The sequence below is a fragment of the Nostoc sp. genome, assembly GCF_036917455.1.
Taxonomy (GTDB): Bacteria; Cyanobacteriota; Cyanobacteriia; order Cyanobacteriales; family Nostocaceae; genus Nostoc.
Map to the genome: position 1 here is coordinate 1 of NZ_JBALDK010000084.1, position 16,549 is coordinate 16,549.

At 45.5% G+C, this 16,549-nt stretch carries 15 protein-coding genes; 9 read left to right on the plus strand and 6 right to left on the minus strand.

Annotated elements, in window-relative coordinates; translation table 11 throughout:
- Positions 1-290: 290 nt before the first annotated feature.
- The gene (locus V7K42_RS09110; protein ID WP_334915467.1) at positions 291-1,652 is read right to left on the minus strand and encodes a glycosyltransferase family A protein; all 1,362 of its coding nucleotides are present in this window, start codon (positions 1,650-1,652) and stop codon (positions 291-293) included.
- 332 nt (positions 1,653-1,984) lie between these two features.
- On the opposite strand from V7K42_RS09110, the gene V7K42_RS09115 reads away from it, so the two are divergent.
- Positions 1,985-2,146 (plus strand): hypothetical protein, encoded by a 162-nt coding sequence (locus V7K42_RS09115; RefSeq protein ID WP_334915469.1) that lies wholly within the window; start codon positions 1,985-1,987, stop codon positions 2,144-2,146.
- A gap of 880 nt (positions 2,147-3,026) precedes the next feature.
- Here the strand turns inward: V7K42_RS09115 and V7K42_RS09120 are convergent.
- Positions 3,027-4,679, minus strand: coding sequence for a Ppx/GppA phosphatase family protein (locus tag V7K42_RS09120; RefSeq protein ID WP_334915471.1), 1,653 nt, complete (start codon positions 4,677-4,679; stop codon positions 3,027-3,029).
- Positions 4,680-5,300: 621 nt separating this feature from the next.
- Between V7K42_RS09120 and V7K42_RS09125 the strand changes: the two genes are divergently transcribed.
- Positions 5,301-6,182 carry a 4-hydroxybenzoate solanesyltransferase gene (locus tag V7K42_RS09125; protein WP_334915473.1) on the plus strand — a complete coding sequence of 294 codons (882 nt, stop codon included), beginning with the start codon at positions 5,301-5,303 and terminating at the stop codon, positions 6,180-6,182.
- A 102-nt stretch (positions 6,183-6,284) separates the two neighbouring features.
- Here the strand turns inward: V7K42_RS09125 and V7K42_RS09130 are convergent, their stop codons facing one another.
- Complete coding sequence (locus V7K42_RS09130; protein WP_334915475.1) at positions 6,285-7,220, minus strand: AraC family transcriptional regulator; 936 nt, start codon at positions 7,218-7,220, stop codon at positions 6,285-6,287.
- Positions 7,221-7,934: 714 nt separating this feature from the next.
- Between V7K42_RS09130 and V7K42_RS09135 the strand changes: the two genes are divergently transcribed.
- From V7K42_RS09135 to V7K42_RS09155, 5 genes are all read left to right on the plus strand, one after another.
- Positions 7,935-8,996, plus strand: a complete 1,062-nt coding sequence (locus V7K42_RS09135) for an NAD(P)-dependent alcohol dehydrogenase (protein WP_334915477.1) — start codon at positions 7,935-7,937, stop codon at positions 8,994-8,996.
- A 13-nt stretch (positions 8,997-9,009) separates the two neighbouring features.
- Complete coding sequence (locus V7K42_RS09140) at positions 9,010-10,005, plus strand: aldo/keto reductase (RefSeq protein WP_334915479.1); 996 nt, start codon at positions 9,010-9,012, stop codon at positions 10,003-10,005.
- 83 nt (positions 10,006-10,088) lie between these two features.
- A complete protein-coding gene (locus V7K42_RS09145; protein WP_334915481.1) occupies positions 10,089-10,880 on the plus strand; it encodes a carboxymuconolactone decarboxylase family protein in 792 nt (263 codons plus the stop codon).
- 430 nt (positions 10,881-11,310) lie between these two features.
- The gene (locus V7K42_RS09150; RefSeq protein WP_334915483.1) at positions 11,311-12,084 is read left to right on the plus strand and encodes an SDR family oxidoreductase; all 774 of its coding nucleotides are present in this window, start codon (positions 11,311-11,313) and stop codon (positions 12,082-12,084) included.
- A 291-nt stretch (positions 12,085-12,375) separates the two neighbouring features.
- Positions 12,376-12,501 (plus strand): hypothetical protein, encoded by a 126-nt coding sequence (locus V7K42_RS09155; protein WP_334915485.1) that lies wholly within the window; start codon positions 12,376-12,378, stop codon positions 12,499-12,501.
- On the opposite strand, the gene V7K42_RS09160 is transcribed toward V7K42_RS09155, so the two are convergent.
- Positions 12,493-13,647, minus strand: coding sequence for an iron-containing alcohol dehydrogenase (locus tag V7K42_RS09160; protein WP_334915487.1), 1,155 nt, complete (start codon positions 13,645-13,647; stop codon positions 12,493-12,495). The two genes, V7K42_RS09155 and V7K42_RS09160, sit on opposite strands and share 9 nt — an antisense overlap.
- A gap of 823 nt (positions 13,648-14,470) precedes the next feature.
- Here V7K42_RS09160 and V7K42_RS09165 point away from each other — a divergent pair.
- Positions 14,471-15,268 (plus strand): sulfite exporter TauE/SafE family protein, encoded by a 798-nt coding sequence (locus V7K42_RS09165; RefSeq protein ID WP_334915488.1) that lies wholly within the window; start codon positions 14,471-14,473, stop codon positions 15,266-15,268.
- A 437-nt stretch (positions 15,269-15,705) separates the two neighbouring features.
- Here the strand turns inward: V7K42_RS09165 and V7K42_RS09170 are convergent, their stop codons facing one another.
- Entirely contained in the window at positions 15,706-15,873 is a 168-nt protein-coding gene (locus V7K42_RS09170; protein WP_334915491.1) for a hypothetical protein, read from the minus strand.
- Positions 15,874-15,887: 14 nt separating this feature from the next.
- Positions 15,888-16,016, minus strand: a complete 129-nt coding sequence (locus V7K42_RS28935; protein WP_442938551.1) for an IS4/Tn5 family transposase DNA-binding protein — start codon at positions 16,014-16,016, stop codon at positions 15,888-15,890.
- A gap of 257 nt (positions 16,017-16,273) precedes the next feature.
- Between V7K42_RS28935 and V7K42_RS09175 the strand changes: the two genes are divergently transcribed.
- Positions 16,274-16,405, plus strand: a complete 132-nt coding sequence (locus V7K42_RS09175) for a hypothetical protein (protein ID WP_334915489.1) — start codon at positions 16,274-16,276, stop codon at positions 16,403-16,405.
- The last annotated feature ends 144 nt before the right edge of the window (positions 16,406-16,549 follow it).

Genomic DNA, 16,549 nt, shown 5'->3' on the forward strand with positions numbered 1-16,549 from the left:
CTATCTTTTCTCGAAGCTCGACAGAGTATGACTTCATTTAAAGGTATTTATATTTTAATTTAGTGTACCTCATAACAGACGCAAGTGCTGTATAAGGGACTTCCAAATAAAAAATATTCCAAAACTGACACATAAATCCTCTTAATCTTTTCTCTCTGTGTTGCGCCAGGTGCTATAACGGGGGGAACCCCCGCAACGCACTGGCAACTCTATTGTCTGGAGTGGTTCGTTTTTTGGGATAATTTATTCTTTGGAAATCCCTAAGAAGCATCAAGGCTCGTAGCGCTTCCCTATTGTGACGCGCTAACCTCAGTGTTGCGTAAGCTTCCCACAGCGTACTGCTCTTTATGTAGTTCTAAATAATTCGGGGTCAAATTATTCTCTTGGAGTTTACTCCAACTGAGCCGCAAACTCTCAAGACGCAAGCGCAAATCTCCAATTGCTTGTTGAATTTCCACGAGTTTCCAGCGCGAAGCCCAAGTTCCTTCTGACTGCTGGCGTTCTTCGACTTCTTCAAACAATTGACCAAAGGTATAAGGTTGGGTCAATTTCTGCACAAGCCATTGGGCTGAAATTCCCAGCATCTCTGCCAAGGATGCAACGCAAGGATAATCTGATGGATAGTCATTAAGAACATACCACCACATCATTCGTAATTGGCGGCGTGCAACAAAACGAGTTTCAATAGCTGCTGCTGGCTCCACTAGAAATGGTTGCTGCTGCCGTCCCATTTCTATCCATTCATTCAACTGATTTGCTAAACCAACATTTGTACGTCCGTTTTGCCTCGCCGAAGTTACTACCCGCACTAAGGGACTGTGGCGAAACCGGGCATTTACCCGTACCAAAGCCCGGTAAAAAGCTACATCTTCAGGAGTCCGCACTGGTGGTAAGCCTCCTGCCAGTGCATACATTTCTGCTGTGACTGCCAAACTTGCTCCATAGTGCTGATAATGGCGGGGAAAGTTGTCATAAGGGTCGGGATCGAGATAAGTTTCTAATTCGGTAATTAAATAGCGGTAGCCTACTTCCCGCAGATGGCAAGCTCTGGCGTAAAGGTCTAGATCGGCAAGACCAGTGCTATGAAGGACAATTCGCCCACCAACAGCATCCGCACCACAGTTAATTTCGTATAGATTGGCAGCAATCCAAGTTGGAGTTACTTGAGAATCTCCATCAGTTGAAGCAATTACCCCCCTTGTGCGTCCTAAGCTACACAAACGGCGATATGCTTCATCCATCAAAATCTGACGCACTCGACCAATATAAGCTTCCGCAGCAGGCAGACTTTTTTCAACTACATGCAGTGCTATATGTGGATTTTGTTGAGCCAAACTTCGAGCTATAGCTGCTGAATCATCGCTACAATTATTTGCCAACAAAATTATTTCGTAACGTCTAGGATCTAAAAGCTGTCCTTCTAAATCAACCTGATATATTAGGGCACTAAGGGTTGCTGCTAATGTCTGAGCTTCATTGCGAACTGGAACAATTACACAAACTTCACAATCCGGTGATGGTGGTATTTGAACTAAAGTTTGAGAAAAGTCTTTATCTAGTTGTACAGATGGAAAGTCAGCAATGAAGAACAAGCCTTTACTTTCCATAAAAACCATTTTTTCATCTCCAGGAATAGCGACAGAGTATTTCATCCAAAACCGGAAAGTATTAATATTTATAACTATATTTTTGTAATTTTCTCATTTATTTGGAATCTATCCCCAGTCTGATTAGTATTTATTAAAATTTTCGCAACAGGAGCTATCAAAGAATAATATTTGTTTGTCTATTCCTCAAGGTATTGCTAATAAAAGCCTAATTATTATACATTTCTTACTCATGGCAAATTTTAGACGACGAAATCATCCTTAAATCATGTATTTTATTTGATTTTTTTCCTAATAATCAGTCTGAAGAAATAGACGAATGTACATCTCATTAAGATTTACTAGTAATAGTAACTAAATCAGACCAAAGCACATTGATGCAAAAACTTAAACACAAGATTAGTAACCTGCTTTTTGGTGGTTATAAACATTCCTTGGGTAATTATAAAAGCACGTCTATTCGTAGTTTGGATCGCCTCAACCTTATCTTGGGCGATATCCGAGATGTTTTTGAACCTTACTTGGCAATTTTCTTATGAATGCAAATTTAATAATCTGCAATTCTGATGGAACGGAGAATAGTGCGTTAGCTCGACTTTATCCAAAATTAAGAACTTGCTTCTCTTGTATCGGCAAAACCCTAGCTTTTCGGCAAAAACTTTTTCCATATCACTGATTATCGGTGAAAACGAAAAAGTAAAACTAGCGTCCCGCAAGGCTTTCAAAGTAAGCTTGAGCGTTGCAAAAAAATGGATAAAGTCGAGGTTAGAGGATGTTTAAAAAGTCCTCTTATCGGTATCAAAAGTTTTAGATCCCCCTAAATCCACGCCACATGCTCCACTTGGGGAGACCCCAAGACCGCAGTGGCTCCCCTTAAAAAGGGGGACTTTGATTCTGGTTCTCCCCTTTTTAAGGGGGGTTAGGGGGGATCAATAAGTGCCTAAAATCACAGCCAAGGACTTGTTCATTCAACCTCTTACGCTCCGCTACCCTACTTTTACACTTTATTTAATCTACGTTCCTTAGCCGCAGATAGTCATTGGAATCCAACTCAAGTAGGTATTGCTATATAAACAAACTTTTGTCACATAAGCAACGCCCTTGCTTCTCTGCGATTGGAGCGATTTAGTGCAGAAAAGCAAGCAGTCTTAACTGCTTTATTGAAATTTTAGATAAGGATACCTAAGTTTTCCCGACTTAAGTATCCAATAGCAACATAACCTATATAAAATAGATTGTTAATTCTATTCTAATTACTAGTCTTTATTTTTAAATACTTCTTAGGACAGTTTATAAATTGAACCTTAAGTAGGATGCCAAAATTTAAATATTAGGTCTATTTTAATTATGAAATTATCTTGAGATGAATAATCTTTTTTTGTAAAGTGTGCGTTAGCCTAGTATAACGCACTCTACTTTCTAAAACAAGTTAGCAACGCTGGACTTTTCTAAACTAGCTACTAGTTTTACTCCAAATTCTTCTTCAAATATTCCTTTTTTATAATCTAAGCTCCAAAGTTCTAAAGCACAGTCATCATCAGGTTGAGATGGAAAAATTAGCAGGTTTACCTGCTGAAGTTGTTGATAATACTCACATTGCACTTGAGCGATCGCACCAATTTGTCGTCTGTCTAATGCCACCGCTAATCTCAGAATGGCACTCAATTGACTAACCATTTGGCATTGCTCTTTAGTCAGCATACTCTGGTAAATTTCATGTTTTTTCTTGGGTGGCGATTTGCGATGATAACGGGCTAAATTGGCTATGATTTCAATCTCGGTTTCTGTGTAACCAAGTAATTCACCATTGCGAATTAAATAGTAAGAGTGCTTGTGATGAGACGAGTGACTGACATAATGCCCGCAATTGTGTAATATTGCGGCTGTCCACAACAGTTGTCGCTCGTCAGATCCCCAATGATGTAACGTACCTTGAGTTTGGTCAAATAAACTCTTGGCAAACTTGGCGACGCGATCGCTATATTCTAAATTGACGTGGTATTTACTAGCAATTTTTAAAACATTCCGCTCCCGAACTGAACTTTGGTAGCGAAGCTTATCTTCAATTAAACCGTGGGCTAACATCCAGTCTACGATTACGCCTTCCCTCAGAGAACGCTCACAAACTGTGATGGATTCACTACCCAAAAGGGTCATTACTTTCTGTAATATTACTGCACCAGCCAGTATAACTTCAGACCGCTTATCAGGCATACCAGGAATCTCAATCTTTTCTGAATTACTCAGTTTCCGCAAGCGATTTACCAACTCTTGCAAGTCTTTAAGACTAAACTGGTAGCCATTAAGAGTGGAAGGAATAACACCTAAATTTTCTCGTGCATGAATCATCGCCAGGGTTTCAATCGTGCCAGATGTACCCACCAAACGGGGAGATTCCTCAATCTGGAAATTTGCTAATACCTCATCCACGGAACGTTCTAACATCCCGCGTGCGTATGCTTGCAGATACTGAAACTCAGTGTTGCTGATGGGATCGGTGGTGATTAACTCGCCAGTGAGTCGTACTGCACCGACTTTGGTACTGGTGAGAGTGCGTGCTTGGTGACTATCGCCCAAAATTAATTCTGTCGAACCACCGCCAATATCAACAATGATATGGGGTTGGTTATGAAATTCCATCCCCGACAACACGCCAAGGTAGATTCGTCGCGCTTCTTCTTGACCAGAAATCAAGTTAACGCTTAAACCCAACTCCTTTTCTACTCTGTGCAAAAAATCTTTACCATTGGGGGCTTCGCGCACGGCACTAGTTGCCACAGCAATGATTGTTTCCGTATTGATGGTTTTGGCAACTTCTTGGAAGCGTCTTAAAGCAGCGATCGCCTTTTTAATGATCTCTGGTTTGAGTTCTCCAGTGGTAAGATTGCGATCGCCAAGTCTAACAGTTTCTTTTTCTTTGGCGATAATACTGAAGGCTGGTAGCGTGGGGTCAATTTTGACTACTACCATGTGTAGAGAATTTGTTCCCAAGTCAATGGCAGCAATAATCCTATCTTGCTTAGGTGGTTGAGTTGGAACACTCTCCCAGCTAGCCGAAACTAAATTCTGCATCTAGTTTTCTCTCTCTATTAAGAAATGATGGCAAACGGTGGTATGTCGGAGTAGCTGGCACTGATATTAATTAAAACTCACTTACTCTGACTAAGTGCTGTTAGCAGTAGCGGGGATTTAGCCCGTATTGAGTAAAAATACTCAGCACTCGCAACTCAGTTTCGTTGAGGGCAACTGAGGTAAGTATATTCACCCTAATGCTCCTAACGCTAGTGACTGTTTAAAGATATTTAAAGTTGCTACTTTAGATGATGTTTTTACAAATAACAAATAACGTTATTCTATAGATGTAAAGATGTGTGAACTAGGCATTGGAATGGGTAATGGCAAGGATGAAGGACACAAAGAAGAGAATGAGAATAACCCATGCCCCATCCTCCTTATCCTCACTCGCATTTCTCACAAGCTTGAGGGGCGGAGGGGCAGAGGAGCGGAGGGGCAGAGGGGCAGAGGGGAAAGAACTTGGTATTTGAACTCTCTACTGCTCCCTTGCTCCCCTGCTCCCCTGCTCCCCTGCCCCCCTGCCCCCCTACTCCCCTACTCCCCTGCTCAAGCCCAGTCTTAATCGAGATGTGGTGAGAAATCCGGCCCCACCTTCCCCAATCCCCAATCCCCAATCCTATGTTAAGGACACCAGAACGCCCCCAGAAACCAGTTTGGCTTGTAATTATCCGGCTTTTGCGCTGGCATAAACCAGAAGGACGGTTAATTTTAATGATTCCTGCCCTTTGGGCTGTGTTTTTGGCAGCTTCAGGGAAACCGCCTTTACCTCTGGTTGGCGTGATTATATTGGGTACTCTGGCCACGAGTGCGGCTGGATGCGTTGTCAATGATTTGTGGGATCGGGATATCGATCCACAAGTAGAGAGAACACGCGATCGCCCCCTCGCTTCTCGCGCCTTGTCTGTGAAAGTTGGGATTGTAGTTGCGATCGTATCCCTAGTATGTGCAGCTATCCTGGCCTTTTACCTTAACCCCCTGAGTTTCTGGTTATGTGTCGCAGCAGTGCCCGTAATTGTGCTTTATCCAGGCGCAAAGCGGGTGTTTCCTGTACCGCAACTCGTGCTTTCAATCGCTTGGGGTTTTGGGGTATTAATTAGCTGGAGTGCAGTTACCCAAACTATCTCCCAACCAACTTGGTTACTTTGGGGCGCAACCGTACTGTGGACATTGGGATTTGATACAGTTTACGCCATGAGCGACAAGGAAGACGATCGCCGCATTGGTGTTAATTCTAGTGCCTTATTTTTCGGGAATTATGCCCCTATCGCTATTGGAATTTTCTTTGCTGGCACAATTTTGTTATTGTCTTGGTTAGGTATCCTCATACATCTGCACTTTGCCTTCTGGGTTAGCCTTGCAGTTGCAACTATCGGATGGGTTTGGCAGTCTCTGCGATTAAGACAGCAAGACTTACCTAATCCTGTTTATGGTGAGATGTTTCGGCAAAACGTGTGGATTGGTTTTATCCTACTTGCTGGGATGATTGCTGGCTCTTTTTAATAAGTAAAAAGAGAATTCTCATAACTTCAATTATGAGATTTTTAATTGAAGCGTACTTCTAAATCGCAGCAATTGCGCGTCGATGAATTAGACAAAAAATATTTATCCCCTAACAGCTTCTCGCAACCGCTCCACATCGCGCATCGGTGGTGCGCCAAACAACCGCTTGTACTCCCGGTTGAAGTGCGAGGCATCGTCATAACCTACATGGTAAGCAGCACTGGTAGCGTCAAAGTTTTCCCCCAGCATCAGCCGGCGAGCTTCCTGGAGCCGCAGTTGCTTCTGGAACTGCAAGGGACTCATAGCAGTGACAGACTTGAAGTGATGGTGGAAGCCTGAGACACTCATTCCCATCTCTCGGGCGATGCTTTCAATCCGCAGAGGTTCCTTAAAGTCTTTACGAAGTCGCTCGACGGCAAGAGCAATGTGGTGGGTGTAGCCGCCTAGAACGGCAATATGACGAAGCCGCGCGCCTTGCTCTCCAATCAGGAGTCGGTAAATAATTTCCCGTGCGACCAGCGGCATCAGAACTCGCGCTTCGGCGGGCGTGTCCACCAGCCGAACGAGCCGGACAACGGCATCGAGCAGTGGTGTATCTAGTGGACTCACGTCGATCGCTTTGACATTGGTACGACTTTGGAATGCGGGATAGCTTGCCTCGACCATGACTGAACCGACCAGGGTGGAATCGAGATCGAGGCGAAGGCTCAGGAACGGTTGCGCTTTGGATGCTTCTAGAATTTGGCTCATAATCGGCAATTCGACCGTCGCCAGCAGATAATGTGCAGGATCGTACTGATAGCGATCGCTCCCTAGAAGCACTTCTTTACTGCCCTGGGCGATTACACAAAAGGCTGGGATAGAAACAGCATGACAGGCAGACCTAGACGAGGAGAATCGATGAAGATACAAGCCCTTGAGCGGCTCGATCGTTCCATCAGCGCGAATCGCCTGCGAGATGCGCTGGGCTAATTCGTCTCGGTTGGCTTGCACTCTATCTGCCTCGCGCTTTACGTGCTGGTCGTTGATTAAATCCATATTGGACTTCTCTTTCGTTTTAGTAGCATTTTTTTCTAAGTTTGCAGGATTGTACAACGATCTTAGACGATCGTTCTATTGCTTGTGCTTGAGGATTCTTAGAATGAGACTAAAGCAATGAAAGTGATTCCGGCTGATTGTAAGCATTCTGGATTTTTATCTAGGAGAAAACGTTGTTTTGATTGGGCAAGAGATTTACCTACTGGCAACTTTGTAAGGTATCAAGGCTAATCTTGCTTCTTAAAAAATCCCATTCCTACTGATAGAGGAGGCGATCGCTACTTAATCTGTACGATTGGGATACCAACCATGCAGGATATCAAGTAAAGGAATAAAGATATGGACATCAAACGAAGTGGCTCACAGCCTTCCGCCAAAGGATCGGACGATTATTTTACCGGCACTGTCCGCATCGACCCCCTGTTCGAGGGGAGCAATGCGATTTTGTGAGCAGGGGGAGCAGGGGATGCAGGGGAGGCAGGGGAAGAGAAAGAAATAAGTGTATTTATAGCTATTCGTTAGCTCTGTCAAGTAATTTTAGATTTTAGATTTATTCTCGCGTTTAAATTCGCTTGCTCTCAGACCTTTTTAAATCTAAAATTCGGCGATCTACCTGCACATTGCCCTTCAGGACGCGATCGACGGTAAGCCAGTGGACTGGTCAGTGACGAGCAATACCAGATATCAAACGTAAATAAATAGGACTATCTATTCATGTACAAAACAAAAGCATATACCGCAGCCAGTGCCACATCATCGCTAGCCTCCGACACTATCGCACGGCGCGATCCAACCGAACAGGATGTTCAGATCGAAATTCTCTTCTGCGGTATCTGTCACTCTGATGTTCATTCAGTCCGTAATGAGTGGAGCGAATTCTTGCCCACTACTTATCCGATTGTCCCAGGTCACGAGATCGTCGGGCGTGTCACTAAAGTTGGCTCGGCAGTGACGAAGTACAAGCTCGGCGATCTGGCTGCGATTGGCTGTTTAGTGGACTCCGATGGTACCTGTCCTAACTGCAAAGCGGGTCTTGAAAATTTCTGCCCGAATCAGGTTCTCACCTTCAACTCCCCCGACAAGCATAAGACTGCTCCGGTTACTTACGGGGGCTACTCCGATAGCATTGTCGTCGATGAACGTTTCGTTCTGCGCATTCCTCCTAACCTCGATCTGGCTGGGACTGCGCCGTTGCTCTGCGCTGGGATCACAACCTATTCACCCATGCGTCACTGGGGTGTGACTGAGGGCAAGAAAGTCGGCATCGTCGGTCTGGGTGGACTGGGGCACATGGGCGTGAAATTTGCCCGTGCGTTTGGTGCCCATGTTGTCGTCTTTACCACCTCACCCGATAAAAAGGAAGACGCACTCCGCCTCGGTGCGGATGAAGTGGTCGTCTCTCGCAATGCTGACGAGATGCAGAAACACGCTGGCAGCTTCGATTTCATCCTTGATACCGTTTCTGCCAAGCATGACATCAATGCCTATCTCAACCTGCTGGGGCGCGACGGCAATATCACCCTTGTTGGCGCACCTCCGAAGCCTCTGGAAGTTGCGGCATTCAGCCTGATTGTGGCGCGTCGCAGTCTCTCCGGCTCTAACATTGGTGGCATTCCCGAAACTCAAGAAATGCTTGATTTTTGCGGCAAGCACAACATCACTGCGGATGTCGAAGTGATTCCTATCCAGAAAGTCAACGAAGCCTACAATCGCCTGCTCAAGTCCGATGTGAAGTACCGCTTCGTGATTGATATGGCATCCCTAAAATCTGAATAACTGGAGAAAAATAATGCAAACACGCAAACTGGGAAACAGCAATTTAGAAATCTCAGCGATCGGCTTGGGCTGCATGGGTATGAGCTTTTCCTATACTCCCTTGCCTGATAGGAGTGAGATGATCTCCCTGATCCATTCAGCGGTCGAAAGAGGAGTGACGTTTTTCGATACGGCTGAAGTGTATGGCCCCTTTGTCAATGAAGAACTGGTGGGAGAAGCCCTGGCTCCTTTTCGGGGGCAAGTGGCGATCGCAACCAAATTTGGCTTTAAGCCTGCGACAAAGGACGAAGCTCGTTGGAATGCGTTAGACAGCAGCCCGGCACACATCAAAACTGTGGTTGAAGGTTCACTTAAAAGGCTGAAGGTTGATGCAATAGACCTGCTCTATCAGCACCGGGTTGACCCAGACGTGCCGATCGAAGACGTGGCAGGAGCGGTGAAGGACTTGATCCAGGAAGGGAAGGTAAAACACTTTGGACTTTCTGAAGCAGGCGTGCAAACAATCCGTCGCGCCCACGCCGTTCAACCGATAACGGCACTCCAGAGCGAATACTCACTGTGGTGGAGAAAGCCTGAAGCGGAAGTGATCCCAACTTTGGAGGAACTGGGAATTGGCTTTGTTCCTTACAGTCCTTTGGGTAAAGGCTTTCTCACGGGGAAGATCGACGAGAACACTAAGCTGGACGAGTCCGACTTCCGCAACACTATCCCGCGCTTCACGCCCGAAGCTCGGAAGACGAACCAGGCGCTGGTCGATTTGCTGGGCAGGATTGCTGAACGAAAGCAGGCGACCCCGGCTCAGATCGCGCTTGCTTGGCTGCTGGCTCAAAAGCCGTGGATTGTTCCCATCCCAGGCACCACAAAGCTGCATCGCCTAGAGGAAAACATGGGCGCAGTCTCCGTTGAACTTACGTCCGCCGATCTGCGTGACATCGATGAGGCTGCCGCCAAGATCGAAGTACAAGGGGCTAGATATCCCGAAAAGCTGGAGCAAATGACGGGTCGTTAAAACCTTACCGAGAAGCGTTGGAAAAAAGAACAGGATTGTAGACGGAATCTTAACCACAGAACTTTGACTCCAAGGAGTTAAGTATGACTAATACACCGCAGAAGGACAGAACTCAATCCTCACAGAGGATTAGTGAAGCAGCACACAAAAATCATGAAGAACTGTTTCCAAACCACAAATCGACCCTGAAAGTCACTGACCCTGAACTGATCGAAGTCTTTGATAACTTCGCCTTCGATGAAGTCATTAGTCTGAGCAAGCTGGATACAAAGACAAGGGTAATGCTGATTTTGGCATCTATGATTGGCAGTCAGGCTGTGAACGAATTCAAAATTATGGTGGGCGCTGCACTCAATATCGGAGTAACGCCCGTTGAAATCAAAGAGATTGTGTATCAAGCAGTGCCCTACGTAGGGATGGCAAAAGCATTTGATTTCGTTCATGCCACCAATGAAATACTGACGCATCGGGGCATCCAATTACCTTTAGAAGGACAATCAACCACTAGTCCAGAAACCCGTTATGACAAGGGATTAGCTGTACAGAAAGAGATATTTGGCGAGACGATCGATCAAATGTATCAGCGATCGCCCAAAGACCAACTGCACATTCAGAGGTTTCTCTCTGCCAACTGCTTTGGCGATTATTATACCCGCAATGGTCTCGACATCAAAGTTAAAGAACTGATCACACTTTCCATCCTCATCGCCCTGGGTGGAGTTGAATCACAGATAAAGGGACACATTCAAGGCAATCTGAATGTTGGAAATGGCAAAGACCTACTGCTAGATATCATCACCCAATTGTTGCCCTGGGTCGGCTATCCCCGAACTCTGAATGCGTTGAAATGCCTGAATGAAGTAACAGCAGAGTAATGCGGATTGGAGCATTGCTGAATCTGCCTTCACCCTAGTGGTCTGGCAACCCAAAATTGCCAGGTGAGGGCAGGCGGGGGAGCAGGGGAGCAGGGAAGAGTTCAAATACCAAGTTCTTTCCCCTCTGCCCCTCCGCCCCTCCGCCCCTCCGCCCCTCTGCCCCTCTGCCCCTCTGCCCCTCCGCCCCTCCGCCCCTCTGCCCCTCTGCCCCTCCGCCCCTCCGCCCCTCTGCCCCTCCGCTAACCACCATGCAAAGTTTGTATGGCGCACCACTAGTCCTTTCCCGTTGGGAGAGGGAACAAGATTTTTAGCGCTCTTCTACCACAAAAGAAGGGTTAGGGATCGGGGCAAACATAGCGTCATTCAGCAATGCCCAAATTTGCACTGGCAGAAAAGTCCTACTTGTAGAACAAAGATTTTAAGGAAAATAATGACAACAAACGAGAATAGAAACTATACAGGAAAAGTTGCGTTTGTGACTGGAGCAGCGAACGGCATTGGTAGAGCTACGGCGCTTGCATTTGCCCGTGAGGGTGCTAATGTGGTGGTCGCTGACGTTTCAGAACAGGGCAATCAAGAAACTGCCCGCAAGATCGAGGAACTCGGCGGACAGGCGATCGCCGTAAAGTGTGATGTGACGCGTGCCGAGGATGTGAAGGCGGCTCTTGACAAGGCCATCGAGACCTTCGGACGGCTGGACTTTGCCTTCAACAATGCTGGTGTAGAGCAGAAGAATGCAGCAACAGCAGAAATCGAAGAGCAAGAGTGGGATCGGATCGTAGACACCGACCTGCGTGGCGTTTTTCTGTGCATGAAGTATGAAATTCCGCTGCTACTCAAGCAAGGCGGCGGCGCAATCGTGAACACGTCATCAGGTGCCGGGGTCATAGGCATTAAGGGCGGAGCCGCATACACCGCCGCAAAACACGGCGTGATCGGACTCACCAAGTCGGCGGCTCTCGACTACGCCTCGCAGAATATCCGCGTCAACGCCGTTGCCCCCGGTTACATTGACACACCGATGATGGTTCGTTTCACTGGTGGCACTGCTGAAGGACGCGAGCAGGTAATCTCAGAGGAGCCGGTCGGACGGATGGGACAGCCCGAAGAAATTGCCAATGCCGTCGTCTGGCTGTGTTCGGACGCGGCTGCATTCGTCATCGGACACACCTTGGTTGTTGATGGCGGTCAAACGGTGCAGTGATAGTTGCAGTCGTTGGTGATGGGGAAATGGCACTAAGTTAATCACAAAGCCCTGATATAAGGGACTTCCAAATAAAAAAATACTCAAAAAACTGACGAAAAAACTCTCTCCTCCTCATTCCTCTGTGTTCTCTGTGTCTCTGTGGTTCGTTTCATTTGGATAATTTATTTCTTGGAAGTCCCTAACTGGCTTTTTGGGTGTGGGGAGTGTGGGATAGTGGGGAGATAGAAAAAAGCAACAAACCTCCCATCCCTCCCACACCTTGCCCTGACGAGGTTTCAGCTTTTCTTGGTGCCATTCGGTGCAGAGTCAGTACTTGAGTGTGTTGGCAGTGAAGCTGCAATGACAACGGTGATCGGCATTGCGCGTCCTGGTGGAGCGATCGGGTATGTTGGCGTACCGCACGGTTTAGGCTGAAAGAGTTAAAATCTGCTCGACTACCTGAGAATTAACATCTTTATATTCGCCCAAAGCTACAGTACCGCGCTTTTCAAAACGCTCAATAATTACAGGAATGGTATCAAGTCCAACACCATAATCAGATAAGCGGGTGCGTACACCAACAGACTCGAAGAAATGGCGAGTTTTAGCGATCGCTTCAGTAACCCGTTCTTCCTCACTACCATCAATAATTCCCCAAACTCGCTGGGCATATTGTAGGAGTTTTTGCCATTTGCGATCGCGTTTAATTGTCAGGGTGCTGGGTAGCACAATAGCCAAAGTTTGAGCATGATCCAAACCATGCAGTGCTGTTAATTCATGCCCAATCATGTGAGTTGCCCAATCTTGGGGTACTCCTACACCAATTAACCCATTGAGTGCCAATGTCGCAGACCACATCACATTAGCCCGTGCATCGTAGTCTTGGGGATTAGCTAAAGTTTTTGGCCCCTCCTCAATCAGCGTTTTTAAGATTGATTCAGCCATCTGGTCTTGTAGTGGCGCATTGACCGGATAAGTCAAATACTGTTCCATCACATGGGTATAAGCATCAACAATTCCATTACTAATTTGCCGTACAGGTAGGGAAAAAGTCGATTCTGGGTCGAGAACAGAAAAACGAGGAAACACCAAAGGACTGCTGAAAGGTAATTTTTCTTGGGTTTCCCACTTCGTAACAACCGAATTAGTATTCATTTCCGAACCAGTTGCAGGTAAAGTCAAAACTGTACCGAAGGGCACAGCAGCCTTTACAGGTGAATTCTTGGCGAGGATATCCCAAGGATTGCCCACAAAGGGAACCGCAGCAGCAATAAACTTAGTGCCATCCAAAACAGAACCACCACCGACAGCAAGTAGAAAGTCTATTCCCTCATTCCGTACTATTTCAACCGCTTTCAAGAGGGTTTCCAGGTGAGGATTGGGTTCGATTCCACCAAACTCAACTACATTTCGTCCAGACAACGCAGACTTCACCTGGTCATAAACACCGTTAGTTTTGATGCTACCGCCACCGTAGGTAATAAGAATTTTGGCATTAGCAGGAATTTCAGCAGCAATATTGGCGATTTGACCTTTGCCAAACAGGATTTTGACTGGGTTGTAAAAAACAAAATTTTCCATGAGTGATTAGACTAAGGAATCGGATTTGACTTTGAGTATTGTAATCAGTTTTATGGCGTTGACCAATTGCAGTCAGAATCCAGATTTAGAGACGCAATATATCTTTTCTATAATGATTTTGAATTATCCAGATGGTGAATTACCGAATGGCACTAAGTTAAGCTGAAGAGTTTGTAGCGTAAGGATTGCAGAGGGGCAGGGGGCAGGGGGCAAGGGTGCAGAGGAGAGGGGAATTTCTAAATATCCGAACGCAATACCTAAAACTTCTTCTTTCTCCCCTGCTCCTCTGCACCGAAGAGCCTCAACGATTTTCCCTTTACAAGCGTGCCATTCGGTGAATTACCCTTATTTTTATGAACTTTGAGGTAATTTTTTTAACAGCCATCCCTAAGAACTTTAACCTGCTACAGTGTATTATCCAAAGAATATAGCGATATACAAAGCGAATACGCTAGACGTTTGATCGTGTTTTCAGGTAAAATACGGTAAGGCGATGCACTTACCGGCTTTTATATGTAAAACCGCAGAAAAACCAGTTAGAAGTTGAGTTGAGCAAAACAACTAATCCATAAGCAGTTATCAAAGTCTGTTTCGGCTCAATGACATGTTGTCATGCTTCCAAAAACTTCCAAACAGGTTTTGAGTTATGCAGGAATCCTCTGCCATAACTTCTAGCTGGATAACCCTTGTGTCACTCATCCTTTGAGAAACACAATCAATAACTTGCCATGACTAGCTCTGTCTACCACTGGGCTGTAATTCGGCTGAGTTGTTGTTCTCTAGCAGTGAAGCTCTAGCTGACTTTCTGAAACCCCCAAAGAGTATGCACTATTTATTACTACCGTTCTTAAGCTTCTTTGTTGGCATCATCGTTGGTTTGACGGGAATTGGCGGAGCCTCTCTCATTACCCCAATGTTGATTTTTGTTTTTCAGGTTCCGCCTTCCATTGCAGTGAGTTCTGATGTTGTGGCTGCCACATTGATGAAAATTGTTGGTAGCGTCAAGCATTGGGAACAGAAAACTCTGGACACAGAAGTTGTCAAATGGCTGGCATTCGGGAGTGTTCCAGGCTCACTGTTTGGAGTAGGAATTTTACACTTTCTTAAAAGTACAGGTGACTATAACCTAGATAACATCTTGCTGCGTTTGCTTGGCATGATGATTTTGCTAGTCACAGCCTTAGCATTAGTACAATTGTTGTTATTGACTTTTTTCCCCACATTTAATTTACCCGAACTGCCAAAGTTAGACTTAGAAACTAACTTTGGCCGCTTCCTAACAATCAGTTTGGGATCAATTTTGGGCTGTTTCGTCGGTCTAACTAGCGTATCATCAGGTTCAATGTTTGCCCTAGTGCTGATTGGGTTTTTCCGCCTTGATGCCCGAAAGTTAGTGGGTACTGATATTTCACACGCAGCAATTTTACTGCTATTTACAGCCCTTGGTCATCTCAGCCTTGGAACAGTTGATTGGAGTTTGGTAATACCTATCTGGCTAGGCTCTGTGCCAGGAGTTCTGCTAGGTGCTAAAATCTGTCAAGTCGCTCCCCAGCGCCCACTACGGTTTATTATTTACGCCATTTTGATGATGGTGAGTTGGAAATTAGTTCATCAGGTTTGACACTCTCGGAAAAAAATAATCGAAGCAAGATTCTGAAACGTTCATTTAATCAAGGTTTAAGGCTTTATTTCCTAACAGAAACTAAAATTGATAGACAAAAAGTGGAAACCAAAGCCCCATTAGCCTTTGGGCTATTGCATTCTCCAAAAGTGACAACACAGGGCTAATCTGGATAATGGCAAACAGACTCAAGTGGTTCAATTGCCACTCTTCCAAAATGCAGATATCACTTGGAAGTAATTGACTTAATGCACTCTTCCTCCAAACGATAGCGTAACATTTCACTAAGCTGTCGTGCCTACAAGTTGCCTCATAATCGAATGGCACAAAGAAAACCTGCAATACTTGTCTGGCAAGGGGTTTAGAAAACTAATAGTTTTAAGGGCGGGAATCAAACTAATCTGTAACTCTCAGTTTGCGATCGCTGCTTCATTAGCCTACGTTTTTCCAAAGTGATGAAACCATTGTAAATAATACATTTGCGCTTTTCTTAGTGCCATTCGACCATAACCTTCTTTTTTGGCCTCAATGCTGCCATAATCAAGAAAACTGGTGTCTCCGACACACAGCACCACATCGTATTCTGCAACAGTTTCCGCCGTCATTTGACAGTGCGGCTCTATAATGCTTGAAAATTCCACTTTGGGGTTAGCAAAAACTCGTATGCTCTCTTGAGTACAGTTGCTCCACTGAAGATTTGCGATAGCGCTTTCCCAAATCCAAGACTTAGAGCATAGCCTATCGACATTGCACGCTCATTCAATCGGCGGTAAGCGTAGCCATGCCGTCAGGCTTATCGCCTAGCTCACAGGTCGCAAAATTTTTCTCCCACCAATCCAACATTGCTTGTCACCTTTAATACCGAATTTCAATTACTGTACCGTGTATGCTGTGCTTTTTCCACAATCCCTTCTGAGCAAACTTTTTAAGACTTAACGGTAAAAGTCAGGCGCGATATCTGTGTTGATTTTGGGTATTTGAAAATAGCGTTTACTGAGCAGAGCTATGTCGAAAGGGTTTGATCCTAGTAAGAAAAAACCAGTGCTTGAGGACAACGAACTGACTACAGGTATTGTGCAGCACCCAGTTACGAAACTTTGGCAGACTTGGATATCATTTACTGGTTATGATATTTAGTAACTGGTCAAATAAGAAACTAATCCAGCCGGGCTGACACCTCCTTGGAAAGCCAAAGCAGTTGCTGATCTTTAATTCCAACTTTCATTAATCCGTTAACAGTTTGCATCAGGTAATCAGCGCAAGAACCAAGCTCACCAGATG

Excerpts from the sequence above, each read along its gene's own strand:
- V7K42_RS09110 (WP_334915467.1), bottom strand. The coding sequence starts at position 1,652 with ATGAAATACTCTGTCGCTATTCCTGGAGATGAAAAAATGGTTTTTATG.
- V7K42_RS09115 (WP_334915469.1), top strand. The coding sequence starts at position 1,985 with ATGCAAAAACTTAAACACAAGATTAGTAACCTGCTTTTTGGTGGTTAT.
- V7K42_RS09120 (WP_334915471.1), bottom strand. The coding sequence starts at position 4,679 with ATGCAGAATTTAGTTTCGGCTAGCTGGGAGAGTGTTCCAACTCAACCA.
- V7K42_RS09125 (WP_334915473.1), top strand. The coding sequence starts at position 5,301 with ATGTTAAGGACACCAGAACGCCCCCAGAAACCAGTTTGGCTTGTAATT.
- V7K42_RS09130 (WP_334915475.1), bottom strand. The coding sequence starts at position 7,220 with ATGGATTTAATCAACGACCAGCACGTAAAGCGCGAGGCAGATAGAGTG.
- V7K42_RS09135 (WP_334915477.1), top strand. The coding sequence starts at position 7,935 with ATGTACAAAACAAAAGCATATACCGCAGCCAGTGCCACATCATCGCTA.
- V7K42_RS09140 (WP_334915479.1), top strand. The coding sequence starts at position 9,010 with ATGCAAACACGCAAACTGGGAAACAGCAATTTAGAAATCTCAGCGATC.
- V7K42_RS09145 (WP_334915481.1), top strand. The coding sequence starts at position 10,089 with ATGACTAATACACCGCAGAAGGACAGAACTCAATCCTCACAGAGGATT.
- V7K42_RS09150 (WP_334915483.1), top strand. The coding sequence starts at position 11,311 with ATGACAACAAACGAGAATAGAAACTATACAGGAAAAGTTGCGTTTGTG.
- V7K42_RS09160 (WP_334915487.1), bottom strand. The coding sequence starts at position 13,647 with ATGGAAAATTTTGTTTTTTACAACCCAGTCAAAATCCTGTTTGGCAAA.
- V7K42_RS09165 (WP_334915488.1), top strand. The coding sequence starts at position 14,471 with ATGCACTATTTATTACTACCGTTCTTAAGCTTCTTTGTTGGCATCATC.
- V7K42_RS09170 (WP_334915491.1), bottom strand. The coding sequence starts at position 15,873 with ATGACGGCGGAAACTGTTGCAGAATACGATGTGGTGCTGTGTGTCGGA.
- V7K42_RS28935 (WP_442938551.1), bottom strand. The coding sequence starts at position 16,016 with ATGTCGATAGGCTATGCTCTAAGTCTTGGATTTGGGAAAGCGCTATCG.
- V7K42_RS09175 (WP_334915489.1), top strand. The coding sequence starts at position 16,274 with ATGTCGAAAGGGTTTGATCCTAGTAAGAAAAAACCAGTGCTTGAGGAC.